Source organism: Nocardia barduliensis (assembly GCF_013315795.1).
Classification (GTDB): Bacteria; Actinomycetota; Actinomycetes; order Mycobacteriales; family Mycobacteriaceae; genus Nocardia; species Nocardia barduliensis.
In genome coordinates, this window is sequence record NZ_JABLTE010000143.1 from 1 (window position 1) to 15,642 (window position 15,642).

Below are 15,642 nucleotides of genomic sequence, written 5' to 3' on the forward strand. Positions count from 1 at the left end.
GACGGCGACTGAGCGGATGACTCCGTCGGGGTCGGTGGCGACGCGAACTCCTCCGCCGGGGAGGTGGAAGTGGCGCAGGGAGGCGGTGAAGTACCTGGGCAGGGCGCGGTGGCGCTGCTGCGGGTTGGGCCAGATCGCGCTCATGAGCGGGTCGTCGCGGAAGGCGTCGGCGAGTACCTGGGCGCAGTCGGTGATGTCCGCGGTGGTGGCGGCACGGGTGGTGATCGGCACGGCGGACTCCTGATGGGTTGGCACACTGATGGGTATGAAGATGGGGCGGTGCCCGTTCACGGCGGGAATTCATGCGGTCGACGAACTTCACGAGGATCTCAGAACCAGTGAACCCGGTGTGCACGAGGCCGAGCTACCGGACGGGTCACCGGTGTGGGTGGTCACCGGATGGGACGCGGTGACCACACTACTGGCCGATCCCCGGATGTCGGCGGCCAAGGCCGACTCCACCACCGGCTTCCGAGGCCAGAACCTGCCCGCGGCATTGGAGGCGAACCTGCTCAATATCGATGGGGAGCAGCATCGACGTGTACGGAAACTGGCGGCCGAGGCGTTCGCGCCCGCACATCACGCCTCACAGGAACAGGTGGTGCGGGCTGCCGTGACGGAGTTGGTCGACGCATTGCCGGCGACTGGCGATATCGACTTGATGGGCGGGCTGTGCGAGCCGTTGCCGCCGCAGGTGATCGGCACCTTGCTCGGGTTGCCCGCCGACAAGCTCGATGCCTTCCGTGCAGCGGCCCGGCCTCTGTTCTTGATCGACACATCGACGCACGGCGCGGCGGTGCAGGGTGCGATGGGGACGATGTTGATGCTGGTGGCCGGGGTGATCGACGACAAGAGGCGCGATCCTGGCGATGATCTGCTCTCGCGCTGGCTCTCAGCCCGCGACGGGCAGGACCGTCTCAGTGAGGACGAGTTGATCAGTTTGGCGTTTGCCGTGATCATCGGCGGATTCGAGAACGTCACCTCGCTGACGTCTGCGGTGCTGGATGAACTGGTCCGGTACCGCTGCGAGGAGGCGCGCGAGTTACTGGGGTCACCGCCGGAGTTCGCCCGGCTGGTGCGCAAGGTGATGGGTGCCGTGGCGCCGGTGAACTATGCGCTGCGCCGGTTCCCGCTGACCGACATCGATGTCAACGGAATCCGAATCCCCCGAGGACACACCGTGATCTTGTCCCTGCGGTCGGCTCATCTCGACCCCGCCCGGCGGGAACGTCACGACCTGGTATTCGGACACGGTCGACATTTCTGTATCGGTGCCGCCTTGGCGGAGATGCAAGCCGTCCATGTCGCCCGCGCGGTCTTGGAGAAGTACCCGGTACTGAAACCGGTCAAGCCGCGCGAGCAGTATCTGTTGCGGCCGTCGTGGCTCACCTATGCCCTCGCGGAACTTTCCGTATCCACCGCGTGACCTGCGGTTCGAGCACCGTTGCGGCGCGCTGTTCTAAGATCGTTGAAAGATTCAACCAGGAAGGATCAGCGACCTCGGAGATCGACGCGATGCCGAAAAGCGGATGGACGCTCATCGAAACCTTGGAGCCGGGTCGGCTCACCGTCGTTGCGCGCGATCACGAAGCCCGAGATCGAACCTCCTTCGAGCGAGCCGTCACCGACCAGCTGGGAATCGGCAAAGCCCCAGGGCACGAGGCTGCACAATGGCTGGAAGCGCTGATCGCCGACATGCGGTCGCATCCCGAAGCGGCGGCCACGCATCGCGTCCTGCGCAACGGTCACACGGTCAGCGCCCGTCTCGTGCCGGTGATCGGGCCGGACAATGCGCTCCACGGCGCGCATGTGTGGTTGGGTCCCGATGGGACCCAACCACAGCAGCGGCCGGTGTCGGCCTTCGCGTTCACCTGGGACTCCCACCTGCGGCTCGCGGAATTTCCGGCGGCGCTGACCGGCGGGACGCCGCGCTCGCAACTCACGGCACCAGAAATCTTCCGCTTCGTCGAACCAGCAGACGGGCTTTCACTGATCAGGGCGCTGCTGTCGTCACAACCGGGTGACAGCTGGAGCGGTGCGGTCACCGTAACAGTCGGCAAGAACAACAGGCCGGGTCATGTCGTCATGGCCGCTGGCACGCCCCCACAGCCTCCAGCGAAGTGGCGTGGACTGCTGTTCGAAACCTCGACTCCGATGGCCGGGATGAGCTTGGAGGCAGCGGCACTGGCCGCGATACCGCGCATATCGCAGGTCCATATGGTGCTGGTCGACATCGCCAAGATGCGGTTGATCCGCTGGATCACCGATCCGCTACCCGACGTCCAGTGGAAAGGGCAGGTCGACCAACGCGACACCCCACACCCTGACGACGTGAAACGCATCTTCGCCGCCGCCGCCGACGTGTTCACCGGCAAAGCCGAATCCGCTGAAGTGCACGATGTGCGGTTGAGGCGCCGCGGGGGTGGATGGGTTGTCGTTGACGGCTCCGGTGCCATAGTCGGAACCTCTGACGCGGGTCCCGCGCTTGCCGTGCTGCAACTGCGGGTGACAGGGCACTCCGACGAACCCGACCCGGTGGCCCCCACAGATGCAGGGCATCCCGGGCTTGACGATCCAGAACAGCCGGACCCGCTCCCGAGCTGACGGAATGTGAACACCTACCACCTCGGATAGGCGTTTGTTATGATGGCGAAGTTCTGATTCCCGGTACCAGTCTCTGACGGACGCCGGATGAGCGCTCGAGTCCTGCGGACCGAGCGTGGTCTCATCCAGGCAACCAGGGAGGGTACCGATGAAAAGCTCGCCCATTGATCAACGGCAGTCAGCCACAATGGCCGACGAGATCATCGAGTTGCCGACGAGGGTGAACCGGCTGTTCAGCACGTTCCACCCTCGCACGGAACCCGAGCAAGACCCGGCAGATGTCGCTCGCAGTGTCAGCGCCATCGTCGGCGAGACCATACTTGCCGAGGAAATCATCGCGCTGCGGACCGGCAGCACGAGCGGTGGAGTCGACCCCACGGTGCTGCAGGCCATTGCCCAGCACTTCCACGTCCTGCCGGTGTATCTCACCGGTACCTCTGACGAGGCTCGCCCCGTCGACCGCCAGTTGCGGTTGCTATCGGCGGCACGCGATGCCGGCGTCAGGCATATGGCGTTGCGCGGCAACGACATCGATATCACCGCTTTGACTCGCGAGCTGTCCAGGCTCGCGCCTCCAGACCACAGCGCAGCCTGACCAGAGGGACCGGGCCGTGCTTTACCGACACAACGCCGAATGCGAAGGAGATCGCCGCACACGCGACGCCACCGGGAGGGATGAATAGCAATGAACGACACGGCAGTACATGTCCAGGAGACCGCACGGATCGTGCCGGTGCCATGGCCGTGGGATCCGAACGAGTACGTGAAGCGGGTCGCGGAGTATCGGCAACGGCCGATCACGGTGTGCCCCATCGACGCGAATGCGTTGTCGGGAGCCGGGTGCGGGACCGGTAGCGGGTTGTGGATCGCTCGGGAGTACGACGACATCATCATGGTCGGGGCCGAAACCGAATGGCACGCTGGACACATCATCGCCCACGAGATCGGGCACATGCTCCTGGGACATGGCTCGTCCACTCCGGAGCCCGACGGTGATGTACTGCCGTTGCAGACATTGATGCCCTTACTGGATCCGGCGTCGATCCGCAGCGTTCTCTGGCGCCGGGACTATGGGACCGCCCGCGAACAGGCTGCCGAATCATTCGCCGGGTTGGTGATGGTCGAGGCGACCTTGCCGCGGCGACGACCCTCGCCGTTCCGATCCACCTTCTTCCTCGGGCGGCACCGATGACCTCGCCGATTCCCGGCCTACTGGCCTGGCCCGTGCTGTTCGCTGTCACCGCGATCACCGCCGGACGGTGGTGGCTGCTGGGCGACAAGGTCGTCGATCGGCTGATCAACCGGGCTCTGCTGGCAGCGATTGCGGGACTACTGATGCGGGAAGCGTGGGCCGAAGACCTGGCCGCGCGCCTCGTGTGGTTCGTCGGTGATGCCGAGATGGTGCAGCTGTGCCGCCAAGCTTCGTTCGGGGCAATCCTGGTATCGGTCTCCTATATCTATGGCATTGCGAAATTGTGGGACGGAGCGGACCCTGCAGATACCTGGCGTCGACAGCGCGTTTATGACCTCGTCGCCCTCTCGGCGTCCGCGGTGATCCTGATCGCCGGCACCCCCGCGCGCCGTGCCGATCAGCTGATCGACGAGGCATTGGGCTGGCCGGCGGTGATCGCGTGGGTGGCGTTCTATCTGCCGCTCGGAATCACCGCATGGGTAATCGCCCGCATCAGCTTCCGCGAGTTGCGCAGCGACGCGTTCCTGCGCGAGCGTGTGCTGTACCTGGGTGTACTTGTTCTCGCCGCCGGACTCGGGCTCAGTTCGCTCGCAATTCCATTCCAGACCGGGTTCGCCGTCGTGCAGAACCAACCGTCTGCGGACCCGGATATGAGCAGCAAAGGCTGGACCTTTTTCTTGGCCAATGTTGTCGCGTCTGCTGCAGTAGCAGTGCCGTTGGTGAGCACAATCCTCATAAGAACCGGACACGACCGGACCAGCCGCTATTGCCGCCGCCTGCAGCCCGTGTGGCGCGACCTGACCGCCAGTGTCCCCGAGATCGTGCTCGCCCCACCAGGAGATGGCGGCGGGGTGGAACCGGCGCTGCGGCTTCACCGGATGATCGTCGAGATCCGCGACGCTCTCCTGCACCTCAAGCCTTACACCACAGCCAGATACCCGGCCGGCCCTGACCGTGAGGGCATGCTGTCCTATGCAGTGGCAATTCTCGCGGCGATCGACCAGAAGAACGCCGGGCGAGCACCGCAGGACGAGCCCAGCCCCGGGCTCCAACCGGTTCGGCTCGGTCCGCGAGACTTGACCACCGACCTGAACGAACTGCTGGACCTGGCCGGTGTGTGGCCGACAGCCCGACATATCGCCTCGATCGAAACGCCCTTGAGCACTCGGTGCGCGACACCTTCGACCAGTAGGAGCACGATGTGATGGCGATGAGTCCGCCCCGGACCGGCAGGGACGAGGCGGCAGTATTGCCGCATCCGAGGTGGAGGCTGCCTGTCGTCGGTGACCTGTTCACCATGAACGTGGCCAAACCCACCCAGACATCGCGGCGGGATGCCCGAAGGCTGGGGCCGATCTTCGAGCGGCGCATCACCAATTGGCCGATGATCGTGGTCTCCGGCGCCGACCTCATCGCGGAAATCAACGACGAACACCACTGGACCAAGCACCTCGGAGTGCCCCTGCGCAAGCTGCGCCGAGTCGCCCGGGACGGACTGTTCACCGCCCGCAACGACGAACCGGCCTGGTCGGCAGCACACAACATCCTCGCGCCAGCCTTCACCCAAACAGCAATGCGTTCCTACCACCAGACGATGGCCGCCACCATCGGTGAATTGCTCGACACCTGGGGCGACACGCACCACATCGCCGACATCGCGGAGGAAATGAACCGGCTCACCCTGGAAATCATCGCCCGCACCGGGTTCGGCTACTCGTTCGATTCGTTCTCCTACACCCCCGGCCAAGCGCACCCCTTCGTCGAAGCCATGCTGCGCGGCCTGACTTACATCAACCGCAACGCCAACCTCCCCCCGCTGTTGCAGAACACCCTGGGACGGCGCGCCGCCGGGCAGCATCGCCGCGACATCGCCTTTATGCACCGAACCGTCGACGACGTGATCGCCGCACGCCGGACCAGTGGCACCGTCGGCCAGCACGACGATTTGCTCGACCGCATGCTCACCACCACCGACCCTGACACCGGCGAGCATCTCGATGCCACCAATATCCGCAACCAGATCCTGACGTTCCTGGTCGCTGGCCACGAGACCAGCGCGGGCGCACTGGCCTTCGCGCTCTACGAGCTGGCGAAGAATCCCGAGGTCGCGGCACGAGCGCGCGCCGAGGTCGACGACCATTTCCCGGGGCGCGACCGGCCGATAACCAGCTACGAGGACGTCGCGAAGCTGCGGTATCTGCGGCGGGTGGTCGATGAAACGTTGCGGTTGTGGCCGGTCGCGCCCGGTTATTTCCGCGAGGCGCGCCATGAGGTCACGATCGGTGACGGCAAATACCGCTTCCAGCAAGGCGATTGGGTATTCGTGCTCACCTGGTATGCGCACCGCGACCCGGAAACCTGGGGTCCGGACGCAGAACGTTTCGACCCGGACCGATGGGCCCCTCAGCGGCAGCGTGAGCTGGACCGCCGTCGCGTATACAGGCCGTTCGGGGTCGGGCACCGCGCCTGCATCGGCCGCCAATTCGCCAATCACGAAGTCCTGCTCACTCTCGCCCACGTCCTCCACCAGTACGAGATCCACATCGACGGTGACTACACCCTCGACGTCGCAGAGCAGATCACCCTCAAACCAGCCGGACTGCGGGTACGAGTCGACCGCCGCACGGATCTGACGACGCATTAACCGGCCGACCCTGCGATCAAGCGTGCCCGCCGTCCAGGCCACCTGTCTCAGCAAGTAGATATCGCCGGATTCAGTTTCGAGTCCGGGAGGCCGTCGATGTCGGGTGTCGGGTCGACGGGCCCTCCTTTCGTGCACCGTTGGGAGAGGCCGACCGATGGTCGGTCACATGTTCTGAGTGCAGAGCGGGTGGGACGGCGACGCCGGCTGCGTCGAGCTCGCCGAACATGGTGAACATTCGGTCGAGCACGTCCTGCTGGTGCTGGTCCAGCTTGGCGAGAGCAGCGTGTACTTGATTTCGCAGCTTGGCCCCGGTCGCCAGGGTTTCGCGCGCGTCTTGGACGATCCGCTGCAGGTGGGCGAAGAACCCGCCCCGGTCGACGTATTCGAGCAACCGGTCGGCACGCCCACGACGGGCCTTGCCCGCAATCGCGTGACGTTTGTTGTCGATCACCGCCTGCCGCAACGGAATGGACATGTACGTTGCCAGGTCGGCGGCACACAGGAGGATGCCGTCGCGGATTGCCACACCATCCACCGTGGCCGGCATCGACGCGCTCACGAGCACTCCGAGACCGGCGTGATCACGATCAACATCACGGACAAGCTTAGGAATCCACGCCGAGCTGAAGTGCTTGGTTCTCTTGCACTCCCACAAAATAGATCCCCAGCTTCGGCCGTCGACACGCACGATCTGGAGGACATCACCGCCCTTCTGACCGTTCCGAATCACCGAAATCTCATCTTCGGGGTAGCGGCGCTGCAGTTCCTCAGCGAATGCGTGCTGGTAGGCGACTCCCGTCGGCTGTGGTGGTGGCCCCGGCGAAATCTTGCTCTCAGCCAGAGCAAGCTGGTCCAGCGCCCGCTTCTCCCGGTTCTGGTACTCCAGAATCACCGGACGATACTTCCGTTCGGCCTCCTGCTGCGCCCGTTTGCGTTCACTGCGAGCGATCTGATCTCGCATCCGCGACTGCTCGGCCTGCATCTGCTCGAGTTGTTCCTGAGCCTCGGCCAGAGCGACCGTCGCGGCCTGAGCCCGCTGCTTCTCCGTTGCCGCGGTTTCGCTACTTCGCTGCGCTTGGTTCCGCAGCCGATTGACCTCGTTTCGCATCCCGGCGCGGACCCGTGTCAGGACGTCGTTCTCCATGGCTTTCTCTCGGGCAGCGAAATCCTGTTCCAGTTCGAGGCGCACTCTGGCGACCTGCGGTGCTGCGACCTGTTCGATAAAGGCAGAGCCGAGCTCTGCGCCGCACCGTGGACAGATTGCTGCCGGCTGGAAGCAACCAAGACACTCGAACGGGCCCAAGTCCGGCCCCTGGTGGTAGGCGAGTTCAGCGGCCTCGACGATCACCTGCCGCCGCACATCCCACGCCACGTCCATCTCGAGCTCCTCCCCGCTCGTGCTCGCGCTGCACCTCGTGGTAGCCGAGCCCGTCCACCAGGATGGCAGCTCCGGATCGACCGCTGAGCGGTTATCGACGCGGTTGTGAGGCGGTGAACAGGGTGACGTCTCCGATGTCGGTCAGGTGATACTCGCCGAAGGCCGCGTCGAGTGCTGCGGCGAGGTCCGCCCGGGTGTCGTGGCGGTTGTTGAAGGCGCCGACGCGCCGGTAGGTGGTGGTGAGAAGCCGGCCGAACCCGGTGTGCGGTGTGTGGTCTCCGAGGATGGTGGAGCCGAACAGCGTGCCGTCATCCGCGAGCACCCGGGCAAGGTGGCTGAACGCAATACCCTTCGCGGTGAAATCGCCAGGGACACAGTGTAAAACGAAGTTGATGCCGATCGAGTCGTAACCCGCTCCGGCCGGGGCGGGCACTGGCTCGAGAACACTGGCGACGGTTTCGTGCACGGTGTGTCCTGCCTTGCGCAGTCGACGGGCGGCGTAGGCGAGGGAGGTTCGGTTCAGATCCGTCAGCGTGATCTCGGCGTCGTCGGGGAATCGGGTGTGGGCTGGATACCAGCCTGAACCGGGTCCGACTTCGAGGTGGCGGCGGCCGGCGTGGCGGTGATATGGGGCGAGCATGGTGTCCGCGGGGCACCGCCACCCGAATCGGTTGCTCAGCCGGATCACCCAGATGTCGTAGATGGCCAGAAACGGCAGGCAGTACGGTGCCGCCGCCCTGCGGACTGCATCGCCGGACACCGGCGACCCGGTGTCATTGTGGGAACCGCCCATCACCACCCCGTATTGTCTGCTCGTTGTCAGTCCCGGGACACAGCTTTGCACACGCCTACCCCGGTGCCCAGGGTGTTGTGGATTTCGCCAGAACCGCAGCCATTTCGGGCCTATCAGGGTGAGGCCCGGCGTTCAGTTCGGAGCGACCGCGCGAGATGTGGTCGCAGCGTCCTGGTTGCGTTTCTGGAAGCGCTGTTCGAATGCTTGCTGCAGGGCATCGTCGAGATCTTCCGCCCGTCCGATGAGCCAGCGCCGGTACAGCTTTTCCGTGGCGTCGGGGTCATCTGGGGAAACCGGCGCGGCGAGAGATTCGCCGAAGGCGATCTCGACGAGCGGATGGACTTGGGTGCCACGGTTGGCTTCGAGGACGCTCGTGACGAACGGGCCGACAATGCCGCTGATGGCATCATCGAGCTTGCCGATCGCGTTCGGCAGCTCGGCGATGGGGGCGGTTCGGAGAAACCGTTGGGCATCCAGTAGTGGCAGGAGCTGTTCGAGGCTGAGGCTGATGCTGGATGCGCCTGGCTCGAACGCGGGAGTGTCGGACTCGACCGGCACCGGTGGCCGACGGTCGTAGTAGGCGGCCCGCGCTGAGCCCTCCTGCCATCCGAGGCCGGTGTCGAACTTGGCGAAGGTACTCGGCCGCACATTGGCCGACAGCTCGCAACGGTCGGCCCGCTGCTGGGCAGGGACCGCTGGTCCGCCGCGCTGGTGCACCTCCGGCATCGTCAGATTGCCCAGCTGCTGACGCCGCTCGCGCACCATCCGGGCGAAGAACTCGTCGTGGGCTCCCATGAGCAGAACTGTACCCGTAAAGTTCGGAAAAGTCGCCATCAGGAGCCAAATCCCTCGGCATCCAGAGAAAAGTTACTGTTTTATTCTTGAAAAGTTCGAGATACGTGCATAGTTTGGGTGGTGTATCTCACGACTTGGTGGGAGGAGGGGCCGCCCCGGGGTCGTGACCGACGCAGAGAGCGAGGTAAGTCATGACTACATCGATGAACAGCCGTTCGGATGCTGCGGTGTCCGGCGCGGCGGTGGTGGCGGCAGCGCGTGCTGCCGGAGGGGGCCGTAGCTCCTCCGTGGGGATCTGGGTGATCTGGATGCGCGGCAGGCGAGTGGTGAGTTGCGAGGCGGTGTTCCGGCTCGACCAGGACATTCCAGCGTGCCGACCGGACGGGGTCGACGCTGCGGTGGTGGTTGTCGTCGCGCCGTCGCGGTTGGCCGACCCGGTGATCGGCCGTGCTGAGGTCATTGTCGACTACCTCGACGGGCAAGGCGTCGATGTTCGTGTGGTACACGCCTGCGCCTTGCATCCAGGGGCGTTGTGGACCTCGTTGCGCGGTCCTGCGGTCGGTGGGGTCATCGGGGCGACCGGACCGGTGGTGCACTCGTCTCGGAGGCATCGGTGGCTACCTGGATTCGGAGCCTGTGCAGGGCATCGTCTAGCGATGGCCGCGCTTGTCCCGTTGGCGGCGGCGGTGTTCGCAGCACCGGTTGCGCATGCGGGTCCAGTGGGTCAGCCGGGAGTGATCTCGGACCCCCGGCCAGGACAAGCGGGCGTCGTAGGCCCCGTGGTTCCGGAACCGCGGACCAGGACCATTCCTGTCGGGCCGGACCGGTCGACTCCCGATGAGAAGACCGATACCCCGGCGCCCGCTCAGATGCCGGCCCCGATCTCACCGGCACCCCAGGTCCTGCCCGAGCCGGAGGCCGTTCCCGAGCCCCGGATAGTTCCTGAACCCCACGTGTGGTCGGAGCCCCCGTCGGTGTCCCGGCCCGAAATGGGCTATGAGCCGCAGGTGGCGATCGAGCCGCAGGTGGCTGTGGAACCCGCGCAGCCAGTGGTCGAGGTATACCCGCAGCCGGGCACCAGCGACGGTTACGCCGAGGTGCAGGCGTCGGTGGTGGGCGAGGATTCGCTGCATTTCGGTGGGGTGAGTGTGCCGCGGCCAGAGGGGATGTCATCCGAGGTCGCGCAACGGGAACGCGACTGGAACGACATCGTGGTCGCCGAGGCCGCCGAGGTCTTGGATCAGGCTGGGCTGGCGGACCCTGATGTGGATGCTGCGCTAGGTGTCGGCACTGAGCCTGTGCCGCTCCCGGTGGTGGTCGCGGAGGTCGAGGCCGCGGTACCCCAGCCGATCGTCGAAGAGGTGACGGCGGTGGTGGTCAGCGAACCTGTCGCCGACGTGGTCGAGACGGTCGAGTCCCAGGCCGCGCAGGTGCTCAACGACGTGCTGGCGCAATGGCCGCCGGCGCTCGGCTGACCAAGCGGGGTGCATCGGTGATGAGAAGAATCGACCCCCAGGACGAGTCGAACGATGACCGGCAGATCGTGCTCGACGGGCCGCCGCCGACCGAAATAGCCGAATGGCTGGCCTCCGCCGGTGCACCCGATACCGCGGAAGATCGACGCTGGCTGACTTCCGAGTACCGCACCGGCGGGCCGGGTAGGGCGCGAGCCGTCCTGGGCGGCGTGGTGATGCTCGCTGTGGTCGCTGCCACCGTGGTGGTGGCAACCATGCTCATCTCCGGCATCGACGGCGTAGACCACGGTGTTGACGTGCCGATGTCTCTCACCGTCGCGCTTTCGCTTTCTCCCGGTGGCCTCGAACACGCACTCACCGTCACCGGGAGCACCGCCGCTTGTGGTCCCGAAACCATCGAGGCCACCGAAGCCGTAGCCGGGCCTCGCCCCCTACGGCCGGCCACCGGCGCAGCGGCAATTGCTGCGTTCGAGGCCGCCTACTACCACGCCCGCGACGGCGTACTCGCTCGCGAAGTCGTCGCGGCCGACGCCGCGATATCGGATGCCGCCACCATCCAGGCCGGCATCGACTCGGCGCCGCTGGGCACCACCTACTGTGCCCGGATCCGCCGGTTGAACCCCGGCTTGTACGCGGTCGAGATCACCGACACCCCGCCCGGTGCGGCACCACGGGTGTGGCGGCAACGGATCTCCACCACACAACTCGACCGGCACTCGGTGATCACCGCGATCGTGTCCGAGTAGCCGGGCCCCATCCCTGTACCCCATCGTCGACCCAACGTGACGATTGGATCGGCGACCAACAACCAAAGGGGGCGGTGACCGTGCTGATCGCACTCACCGGACTGAATCCTCACACCGGAGTGACTACTACCGCGGTCGCCCTCGCCAACGCATGGCCGGGCACGAAACCCGCTGTCGTGGTGGAGGCGGATCCTGCCGGGGGACGACTCGCGCGACTCGCCGACGCCGACCCGCACCGCGGACTGGCCAGCCTTGCCGCTGCCACCACCCAGTCACCAGGAGATTCTCCGGTTTCGACACAGTTGTGGGAGCACGTCCAGACGCTGGGTTCGGGTGTGCCGTTCCTCGCCGCACCTCCAAGTGCCGATGCCATGGCAGCGACGCTGACGGCCCCGGTGAGCATGCCCGCCGCCGCAGTCCCAAGGCTGGCAGATCTGGTGGTCATCGCCGACTGCGGTCTCGCCGATCCGGCCTCGCCCGCCACTCCGATCGCCGCTGGCGCCGACGTTCTGATCGTCGTGGTCCGTGGCGACCTCGCCGACCCCGTCCGCGCCGGCCGGCGCGTCCGCGAGGTCACCGCCGGCTGTCGGCGCTGCGCGGTGCTGCTGGTCGGCTCGGATCGCACGGGCGAGTTCGCCGAGCCTCTCGGAGTCCCGGTGCTCGGCAGGCTTCCACTCGACCGCCTCGGTGCCGAAGCGCTGCTGACCGGCGCCCGATACTCCCGCCGAGGACGCAACGGGCTCGCAGCGGCTGCCCGCGTCGTTGCCGCCGCACTGCACACACAACTGACCCCAGCACACTCGAATCCGCTTCTAGGCCGGCAACCGTCACCGTGGCCCCGGTTACCGGGCCGGTGGCGTCACGGTCTCGGGGTCTGCATCCGGGCGGATTCGCCCCGGGTGTATCGAGCCCGCCAGCCAGTTCCCGATCGAATCCCGGGCCAGGACGCCGCCCCGGCCGTATCCCCAGTAGACGACCTCGGTCTCGAGGTCACCGAGACCGGCCAGCCCCCTACGGAGACAGTGCCCGTTGCGCGTGATGCTACCCCCGTCGCCACCACGGCAAACGAATCGGCACCGGGTGGGCCGACCCTGGCAGTCGAGGTGTTCGGGCCGCTACGTGTCTGCTGGCACCGCGACGACGGCGTTGTCGACATCACCACCCACTTGCAGCCCCGGAGCCGCGAACTGCTGGCCCTGCTGACCCTGCACCCAGAAGGGATTTCCCGCGAGGCCCTGATCGCCGATCTGTGGGGGGAACGATGCCCCCGCCGACCGGTCAACGCACTCAACACCGCGATCAGCCGACTCACCGCCTCCATCAGAGACGCGACCGACGGCACGGTGCCCCGGATTCTGGCCGGCGACCACATCCGCTATCAGCTCGACCACACCATCATCGCCACCGACTACCAGCAGTTCGCTCGCGCGGTACGTCAACGCCGCCACGCGGGCAACGGCACGGAGCGCGGTGAAGCGTGCCGCCACATCATCGACACCTCCTGCCGAGGGATCCTGGCCGCAGATCTCACAGCGGACTGGGTAGCACCGATCCGGGAATCCGCCCGCCGCGACACCATCACCGCGGTCGGCGCCCTGGCCGCCACCGTGGTCGAGCAGGACCCACGCCGCGCCCTGGACCTCCTCGAAACCGCCCTCGACCACGACCCGCTCAACGAACTCCTGTGGCGCGACATCCTTCGCCTGCACGCCCGCCTCGGCGAACACACAGCCATCGAACGCACACTCGGCCTCCTGGCACACAAACTCTCCAAAATAGGAGAAGAACCCACCGCAGAAACACGAGACCTTGCAGAAAGGCTCCAAAAACAAGCCCGGCACTGAAACCGGAGTCTTCTATCCGAGATGCGTAATGGCCGAGAAAACGCCTCGGCGAACACTCGAGATGAGATAGGCGGAAACGCTGGGTCTAAGGTAAAAGCTCGTCTGATGAGGCGGAGGCGAGGATGGGGAAGTCTCTCGCCTGACTCGAGTGCGGAATCCGCGCGGGACAAAGGCTAACATCCGCCTCGGGAATTCGAGGCGACACCCGCCGCCAAGTATTGACGGTACGCAATAATAGCCAGAAGGTGTGCGTGCTTCTCGGCGTTCGTCGGGTAAGGTATTAGCCCAGTAGGGTTTGCGGATATCTGATCGCTATTTGTGGAATTCAATTGAGAATGGGATTCCGTACGGCAATTTCACGGCACAACGGGTGGATGTTCGCAATTTCTTCGGGTTGTCGGAGATCGCCGCCACGGGGGGTGCAGCTCGCGTTATCGCGGCCTGGCTGATCGTGGAGATCGTTAGGTGGGTCGTTAGGTGGGTCCATTGGCGGGTCGCTAGGTGGGTCAGTCAAATCAACCCACCCCGATGCCGCAAACTACCAGCTAGAAGCCACTATCCGACCCAACTGGCTCCCCAGGATTACCCGCAGGGAACAGAAAGAACACGTTGGGGCGGGCGTGGCCCGCTGGCGTCGCTGCCATCGTTCGGCTGGCCCTGCTGATATGACTCCGCTATTCAACTATCGATATCCGTCCTCATTCGATGCATTCCAATCGGTTTCAAATCAATAGTTTCCTCATGTACGGTCTGCTGCCGGCCTGGCCGCGTTAACGCATTCCATTCTGTGCTTGCCATGCAATTGTTGCCCTGATCTGCGGAAATTGGTTGAGAAAAGGTTGAAAACGGGGTTGAATTCCCGGGATGAGTCGAGATAGCGTCGACCCACACCCCGGGGAAACGAATTGTCAACCAATCCGAAATGACCACCGCGCCACCGCTGTGCCAGGATCCGCCGTGAGCGGCGCAACAAAATTCGTGCAGTGCGAAGGAGAAACGAGATGACTTCCCCCACCGGCCCGGCCCCCGCACCGGCCAACCGCCTCGGCAATGGCGAACTGCGCCGCATGGTCGCCAAAATCCTCACCGACAACCCCGGCACCGAATACACACCCCGCGAAGTCGCGAAACTCACCGGCCGTTCATCCGGTGCGATCGGAAACGCGATGAAAACCCTCACCGCCGCCGGACACGCCGACCAGACCAGCGCCAAACCGCTGCGCTACCGCGCCAACACGAACACCAGCAGCGCCGCGACCGGAGCCCCCACCCCGGCACCCGCCACCGGCACGCCCGCCGCAACCCCGGCCAAGCGGCCCGCCGCCCGTCGGGCGCGTAAGGCCCCCGCCGCGCCATCGGGCACCCCGAGCCCGGCCCGCACCGGTTCGGCCGTGACACGGCCGAACGGGCAGCAATACCACCTGCGGACCCTGGCGGGCCGCGCCGATGTGGACGTGCTGCGCACCATGCGCGACCACGAGGTCCCGGTCCTGCTGTACGGCCCGCCCGGCACCGGCAAAACCTCGCTGATCGAGGCCGCCTACGGCGACCTTCTGACGGTCCAGGGCGACTGCGACACCACCGTCGCCGATTTTGTCGGGGAATACACGCAAAACCCCGACGGGACCTTCGCGTTCGTGCACGGGCCGCTGGTCCGCGCCATGCGCGAGGGCCGGGTGCTGTTCATCGATGACGCCACCCTCATCCCGCCGACCGTGCTGTCATGCGTGTACCCGGCCATGGACGGCCGCCGCGAGATCGTGATCAAAGCCAACAGCGGCGAAATCGTGACCGTCGCGCCGGGGTTCTTCGTGGTGGCCGGGCACAACCCCGGCGTTCACGGCGCGATCCTGTCCGACGCCCTCGCCAGCCGGTTCGCGTTCCAGGTACAGGTCGGCTCCGACTACGACCTCGCCAAACAGCTCGGGGTGGACCCGAAAGCAGTCCGCGCCGCGCGGAACCTGGCCACCCGACAGGACAAAGGCGAGATCGGGTGGGCACCCCAGCTGCGCGAACTGCTGGCGTTCCAGAAAATCGCCACCGCCACCGACACGAACACCGCCGCCGCGAACCTGATCGGGGCCGCACCCGAAGACGACCGCGCCATCGTCGCCGACGTGGTGCGCACCGTGTTCGGCACCCGGCTGGAACCCCTGGCCCTCGGCCCCCGC

General features: G+C 65.8%; 14 protein-coding genes and 1 pseudogene. 10 read left to right on the plus strand and 5 right to left on the minus strand.

What is annotated here, in order from left to right:
* Window positions 1-231 (minus strand): annotated as a pseudogene (locus HOV91_RS35010) (GNAT family N-acetyltransferase); the annotation flags it as partial.
* A 265-nt stretch (window positions 232-496) separates the two neighbouring features.
* Between HOV91_RS35010 and HOV91_RS35015 the strand changes: the two are divergent.
* The 6 genes from HOV91_RS35015 (at window position 497) to HOV91_RS35040 (ending at window position 6,440) form a co-directional block, all read left to right on the plus strand.
* The gene (locus HOV91_RS35015; protein WP_156516443.1) at window positions 497-1,426 is read left to right on the plus strand and encodes a cytochrome P450 family protein; all 930 of its coding nucleotides are present in this window, start codon (window positions 497-499) and stop codon (window positions 1,424-1,426) included.
* Window positions 1,423-2,604, plus strand: coding sequence for a GAF domain-containing protein (locus HOV91_RS35020; protein WP_138456825.1), 1,182 nt, complete (start codon window positions 1,423-1,425; stop codon window positions 2,602-2,604). Before HOV91_RS35015 ends, HOV91_RS35020 begins: the two co-directional genes overlap by 4 nt.
* 148 nt (window positions 2,605-2,752) lie before the next feature.
* Complete coding sequence (locus HOV91_RS35025) at window positions 2,753-3,199, plus strand: hypothetical protein (protein WP_138456826.1); 447 nt, start codon at window positions 2,753-2,755, stop codon at window positions 3,197-3,199.
* Window positions 3,200-3,289: 90 nt separating this feature from the next.
* Entirely contained in the window at window positions 3,290-3,796 is a 507-nt protein-coding gene (locus HOV91_RS35030) for a hypothetical protein (protein WP_043735740.1), read from the plus strand.
* Window positions 3,793-5,001 (plus strand): MAB_1171c family putative transporter, encoded by a 1,209-nt coding sequence (locus HOV91_RS35035; protein ID WP_043735742.1) that lies wholly within the window; start codon window positions 3,793-3,795, stop codon window positions 4,999-5,001. Before HOV91_RS35030 ends, HOV91_RS35035 begins: the two co-directional genes overlap by 4 nt.
* Before the next feature lie 5 nt (window positions 5,002-5,006).
* Window positions 5,007-6,440, plus strand: coding sequence for a cytochrome P450 (locus HOV91_RS35040; protein WP_086007582.1), 1,434 nt, complete (start codon window positions 5,007-5,009; stop codon window positions 6,438-6,440).
* Window positions 6,441-6,510: 70 nt separating this feature from the next.
* On the opposite strand, the gene HOV91_RS35045 is transcribed toward HOV91_RS35040, so the two are convergent.
* The 4 genes from HOV91_RS35045 to HOV91_RS35060 form a co-directional block, all read right to left on the minus strand.
* Window positions 6,511-7,818 carry a DUF2130 domain-containing protein gene (locus HOV91_RS35045; RefSeq protein WP_174189526.1) on the minus strand — a complete coding sequence of 436 codons (1,308 nt, stop codon included), beginning with the start codon at window positions 7,816-7,818 and terminating at the stop codon, window positions 6,511-6,513.
* A 91-nt stretch (window positions 7,819-7,909) separates the two neighbouring features.
* Window positions 7,910-8,578 carry a class I SAM-dependent methyltransferase gene (locus HOV91_RS35050; RefSeq protein WP_043735756.1) on the minus strand — a complete coding sequence of 223 codons (669 nt, stop codon included), beginning with the start codon at window positions 8,576-8,578 and terminating at the stop codon, window positions 7,910-7,912.
* Between the two features lie 165 nt (window positions 8,579-8,743).
* On the minus strand, window positions 8,744-9,406 hold the full coding sequence (locus tag HOV91_RS35055) for a hypothetical protein (RefSeq protein WP_043735744.1): 663 nt from the start codon (window positions 9,404-9,406) through the stop codon (window positions 8,744-8,746).
* 127 nt (window positions 9,407-9,533) lie between these two features.
* The gene (locus HOV91_RS35060) at window positions 9,534-9,866 is read right to left on the minus strand and encodes a hypothetical protein (RefSeq protein ID WP_043735745.1); all 333 of its coding nucleotides are present in this window, start codon (window positions 9,864-9,866) and stop codon (window positions 9,534-9,536) included.
* Window positions 9,867-10,380: 514 nt separating this feature from the next.
* Here HOV91_RS35060 and HOV91_RS35065 point away from each other — a divergent pair.
* The 4 genes from HOV91_RS35065 to HOV91_RS35080 all read left to right on the plus strand — a co-directional run.
* Window positions 10,381-10,881: a hypothetical protein gene (locus tag HOV91_RS35065; RefSeq protein WP_138456828.1), complete on the plus strand. Its 501-nt coding sequence runs from the start codon at window positions 10,381-10,383 to the stop codon at window positions 10,879-10,881.
* Window positions 10,882-10,901: 20 nt separating this feature from the next.
* Window positions 10,902-11,627, plus strand: a complete 726-nt coding sequence (locus HOV91_RS35070; RefSeq protein WP_138456829.1) for a DUF8176 domain-containing protein — start codon at window positions 10,902-10,904, stop codon at window positions 11,625-11,627.
* Window positions 11,628-11,701: 74 nt separating this feature from the next.
* Window positions 11,702-13,471 carry a BTAD domain-containing putative transcriptional regulator gene (locus tag HOV91_RS35075; RefSeq protein WP_054814851.1) on the plus strand — a complete coding sequence of 590 codons (1,770 nt, stop codon included), beginning with the start codon at window positions 11,702-11,704 and terminating at the stop codon, window positions 13,469-13,471.
* A 1,001-nt stretch (window positions 13,472-14,472) separates the two neighbouring features.
* The coding region (locus HOV91_RS35080) for an AAA family ATPase (protein ID WP_174189527.1) at window positions 14,473-15,642 on the plus strand (1,170 nt) is incomplete at its 3' end.